Source organism: Lyngbya sp. CCY1209, assembly GCF_055795065.1.
On record NZ_JAYFER010000311.1, the window covers coordinates 1 to 524 of the forward strand.

Annotated in this window: 1 protein-coding gene; it reads right to left on the reverse strand. The window is 46.8% G+C overall.

The window, feature by feature from the left end; translation table 11 throughout:
• A partial coding sequence (locus AC0QHF_RS09045; RefSeq protein WP_324703877.1) for a group II intron maturase-specific domain-containing protein occupies positions 1-524 on the reverse strand: 524 nt, incomplete at both ends.

Sequence of the window (524 nt, forward strand, 5' to 3'; positions counted from 1 at the left end):
AGCAGTTGGAGGTTCTTGTAATCATCCTTTCCGCCGAGGCATCTAGGGATGATGTGGTCGGTCTCCACTTGGTCTTCAATGGTGAAGTGCTGTCCGCACCATTTGCATTTGCCTTTCTGGTTTTTCAGCAGTTTGGCTTCTCGGTTTGGGATTTCTGCTGATTTCCCTCTTCTTGTTGCCCAGTAGACCCAGTTTCCGTCATACGTCGATGCGTTCGATTTTACCAACGTGTGGTAGACAATGGGAGTCCAGTTATGTTGTTGGAGTCGTAGACCACCCTGGGTTTGGAAAATCCACTTTTCATTCCTTTCCTTCCCATTACTCAGTATCACTTTTCCAGTTCGGAAGTATTTTCTGAGCGTTTTGTATTTGGCGTTTCTGCATCGTGACACTACCCATGCCCTTAGTTGCTGCCAGAGTATCTCATCTAGCTTTCCGAAAATCTCTGAGGAGACTACCCCTGAGTAATATCTTGACCATCCTGTGATGATGGGATTGAGATGTTTAATCAGGGCGGCTTGAGG